Here is a 4,356-nt window from a genome sequence, read left to right as displayed (position 1 = left end):
ACCGAAAGAAGCTGCGTGTACTTGAAGGGCTTGAATATCACATCAAATGCGCCTCGTCGCCTGGCCTCAAGCGCCAACTCTGGCAGTGCTTCTGCAGTCATCAGTATGGTCAGAGTCTCTGGATACAAGCACTTGATGTGGGACATCAGCTTCAGACCGTCCATTCCCGGCATATGGAAATCCAGGACTACCATATCATAGGCGAGAAATCTCAGCATCTCCAGGGCTTCTCTCCCGTCCTTTGCACTGCTTGCGCAGTAGCCGTTGCCACACAAAGCATCGACCAAAAGGCCCCTCAGGTCCTCCTCGTCGTCTACAACAAGAACATTTATGGCCACAGTATTTCTCCATTTTCTCCCACCGAACTCGCTTCCCACACTTGGCAAGAACTGTGCCTGAGCGTTGGAATCACCCGCGTATGAAGAATTTGTCGTGGCCAAGTCTATGTGGTATTTGGCCTTATAGGACGTATACTTCAAACACTCTTGGCGTATAGCCCTTTTTGCAAGGAACTGACCGGCAATTTTCCTGGGGCATTCTAACCCACAACGGGCACACATGAAATCGTTTTCCTGCATAACCTCTTGCTCGAATTAAGGTTAGGTGATGTAAACTCCGTTTACACCTCTTGTGTAGTTTCTTTCCCAGTAAGTCCGTGCCTGCGCATCTTTTTCAACAGCCCCTGCCGGCTCAATCCCAGTTCCTTGGCAACCCACGACCGATTCCAATCAAGATTCTCCAGCGCTTCTTCTATGATTCTCTTTTCAAGATCCTGGGTGATCCCTACCAGCGTGTCTAGTTCTTCTCTGCGTTCTTCTTTCCCACGCACGGCAGGAGAGAGGCTGTGTGCAGTAATGGGCTTCGAGGGTGACACCAGGGCACAAGCTCTTTCGATTTCATGCTGTAGTTCCCTCACGTTCCCAGGCCATCCGTGCGCCATCAATAGCCGCACTGCGGCGGGTGTGATCCCTGTCATCCTCTTTCCCAGTTCCTTCTCCGCTTGCCTGAGGAAATGATTGGCAAGCAAAGGTATGTCTTGCCTCCGTTTCTTCAGTGGTGGGAGCTTTATGTTCAATACATTCAATCTGAAATAGAGATCTTCCCTGAACCTGCCCCGGCCAATCTCCCTGCGGAGGTTCTTATTGGTGGCACAGAGAATCCTTACGTCTACTTCTCTGTATGAGCTTTCGCCGACTCTTCTGACTTCAGACTGTTCCAGCACTCTCAACAAACGAGATTGGACTGACGGAGAAGCATCACCAATCTCATCCAGAAACACTGTCCCGCCATCGGCAGCCTCAAATAGACCTCTCTTGTTATATGCTGCACCGGTAAAGGAACCTCGCTTGTGACCGAACAGTTCTGATTCTAGAAGAGTATCAGGTAGGGCACTGCAATCAATTGTAAGAAATCTCTTATCGGCTCTCCTGCTTCCATAGTGGATGGCGCGTGCTACCAACTCCTTGCCTGTCCCGGTCTCTCCTTCAATGAGAACAGTAGTGTCGGTGCCCGCGACCCTTGATATCATATTGAATACGTCCTGCATCACATCAGACTTCCCTATGATGTTCCCCAGACTGTATTTATCGCGCACCTCCGTACGAAGGTGCACATTCTCGTCTCTAATCTCCTGGTGGTATCTCGCATTATCTATCGCCATTGCCATAATGTTGGCCAGAGTGTTCACAAATGGGATATCGTCCTTGGAAAACAACCTCTTATCTACTCTGCTGTCAACATAGATAGTACCGATGATCTCCTGCCGCAACTTGAGGGGCACGCACAGAAGTGAATGGATGTTGTTCAGGATGACGCTGCGGTTTCTGTTGAACCGAGGGTCCGCGGCTGCATCATCACATATAACTGCAACACCTTTTCCAGCAGCCTCTCTGATAACCCCTTTTGAAAGTGTTCTCGCGTCCTTTGTTGTGGCCTTGTCCATGGAGTTCTCAGCTGCCACTTCAAGTCTCTTACCACTCTCAGAGAATAGAAGCAGCAATCCCCGCTCTGCACCCAGGAGGTTGACCACCGAATCCACGACCTTCTGGTAGACCGCACTGATGTCTGTCATGGAACTAATCAGAGATGCAATCTCATTCAATGCGGAAACCTGAAGGACACCTGCACCAAAGCCTCTCATATCCACAATTCTCGATATCGCGTTGGCACAAGCTTTTCTCGCAGCCTCGAGGTCTCTCTTTGCACCCAGATGTTCGAATATCTCTGTCGCGCTCCTGAGTTGCTGAAGGGATTCGGCCAATCTGCCCTCTGTATTCAGAAGAAACTGTCCGTACGAGAGCAGAGCTTTCCCCAGATGGTATCTTGCTTTCATGTCCTCTGCAATTTTCGTGCTCTTCTGGAAGTACTCTTCCCTCGTCTTGGCGGACGTCCCGGGCATCATGCCCAGAACTCTGTATGTCTGGCTCAATTCAAGCCTATCCTCCGCGCGCCTAGCCAGACTGGCCGCCGTTCTTGCAGATTTCGATGCGGCAAGAATTTCGTTTTGGCTCAGAAGGATTTCGGCTTTGACTCTATAAGCAGTTGCCAGGTCTTTCTCCATCCCCTCTCTTTCAAAGATCGTGATACACTCATTTATGTTATCCATAGCCGCATCCAAATCTCCCAATTCTTTCTTTGTCATGGCAAGATTCACGTGACAGAGCGCCTCGTCTTCCAGGTTTCTAGCCGTCCTTGCCAGAGGAAGTGATTTCTTGAATGATTCGAGAGCCCGGGTCAAGTCGCCCATCTTGAAAAAAAGAGTACCTATCCCGATCAGAGAGCTCGCCATTCCCCTTTTGTGCCCCCGGGACCGAGAGAATCTCAGAAGCCTATTGAAATGTCGGAGCGCACTCTTCCAATTCCCTAGATGCTCCTCTGCAACACCAATCATATTGTCCAATCTCGCCAAGGCTTCGTGATTCCCGATTCCTTCCTCAATGGAATATGCGTTCTCATAGCTTTTGGCAGCCAACTCCCACTCCCCTAGTGCCCAGGCAACAAGGCCCAGGTTTCTGTGAGCCAAAGCTATGCCTGCCCGGTCACCGGCCTTCTCAAACTCCTTCAGTGCCTCATTGTAAGCCCGTCCGGCCTCCTCCATGTTCCCTTTGCTCCAGTAAATTGCTCCGAGATTGTTCAGAGAACCAGCAGCACTCGCATGTTGGCCAAGCTTAAGCTTCAGACTCACACTCTTTCCAATGAGTCGTTCAGCAGCCTCCAGCTTTCGTTCCCTCCATTTCACGGTACCCATGTTGTGGTAGGCCCTCGCAAGACCAGTCTCATCCTTATTCGCCAAAGCAATCTTTCTAGCTTCCTCACAAATGTCTGAAGCCTTTTTGTGTTCATTCTTCTCCATATGCAGCCAAGCAAGTTCACACAAAGCGTAACACCTGGCACGATTGTCTCTCGTTTCTGACATTACCTGGTTGAGAATTACTCTGGATTTTTCCTGTTCTCCCAGTTTCCTATGGATTACCGCCGCTTTCACCTGAAGCTTATCTACAGGTTTCTCGATGTCTCGACCTATTCTTATTGCTTTCTGAGCCGCCTGAAGCGCCTCCTTGAAGTCTGCAAGAGTATCGTGGAGCCGCACCAGCTCTTTCAGAATTCCGAACTTGTCTTCAGGCTCAGGCGCAGCTTCCAGGGCAATCTCATAGAGCTCGCAAGCATCCCTATTCTTTCCGGACTCCTCAGAAGCTCGGGCCTGCTTCAGTCCAATCTTGAAGGCCTTCTCCTTGTCTCCGCCGAGCATGTAGTGTCTGGCGGCTTCGGCCGGCTGGGAACGCTCAAGCACTGCACCAATCTTGAGATGCAAGGCTCTCTGTCTTTTCTCCAGCATTTGATCCCGTATGAATGACGCAAGATACCCGTTTGATATGGCAAATCTGCCACCGGTCTCTTCCCCAATCAGCCCAGAACTTACTAAGGACATGAGAGCAGATGGAGCGTCATCATCTGATATACCGACAACATCCCGCAACATCTCTCTGGTGAATCCACCTCGAAGCAAAGATGCAATTTGAAGAATCTCCATTTCCAAAGGCCTCACATTTTCCAGCTGTCCCGACAGTAGCCATTCACTCTTTTCTGATGGCTTCACCCGCTTCAGAGCCTCCGACTTCAGGTGCCACCTCTTCCTCTTTCTCTGGAGTATGTCTGCACCCACCATACTCCCGACAGCTTCTTCAACCAGAAGCGGTAGTCCACCAGAGAGTCCATAGACAGCCTCTGTAATCTCTCCTGGATTGTGCATCGCGAGAAACATGCCCTGGACCATGTCCTTTGTCTCAGTTTTTGATAAGCACTTCAACGCAATGTGAGTTGAAGGGGCAACTGCCAGGTGCTTCTTGAGATCCTCAA

2 protein-coding genes are annotated in these 4,356 nt (G+C 50.3%); both read right to left on the bottom strand.

The window, feature by feature from the left end:
- A partial coding sequence (locus E3J62_09125) for a response regulator (GenBank protein TET44879.1) occupies positions 1-578 on the bottom strand: 578 nt, incomplete at its 3' end.
- Between the two features lie 41 nt (positions 579-619).
- Positions 620-4,356 (bottom strand): tetratricopeptide repeat protein (locus E3J62_09120; protein TET44878.1); only part of this gene is annotated, 3,737 nt, incomplete at its 5' end.

Source organism: candidate division TA06 bacterium (assembly GCA_004376575.1).
In the GTDB taxonomy this organism is placed as follows: domain Bacteria; phylum Hydrothermota; class DG-26; order E44-bin18; family E44-bin18; genus E44-bin18.
Note: the sequence above shows the minus strand (reverse complement) of the source record. Positions and strands in the feature narration are given on the sequence as shown.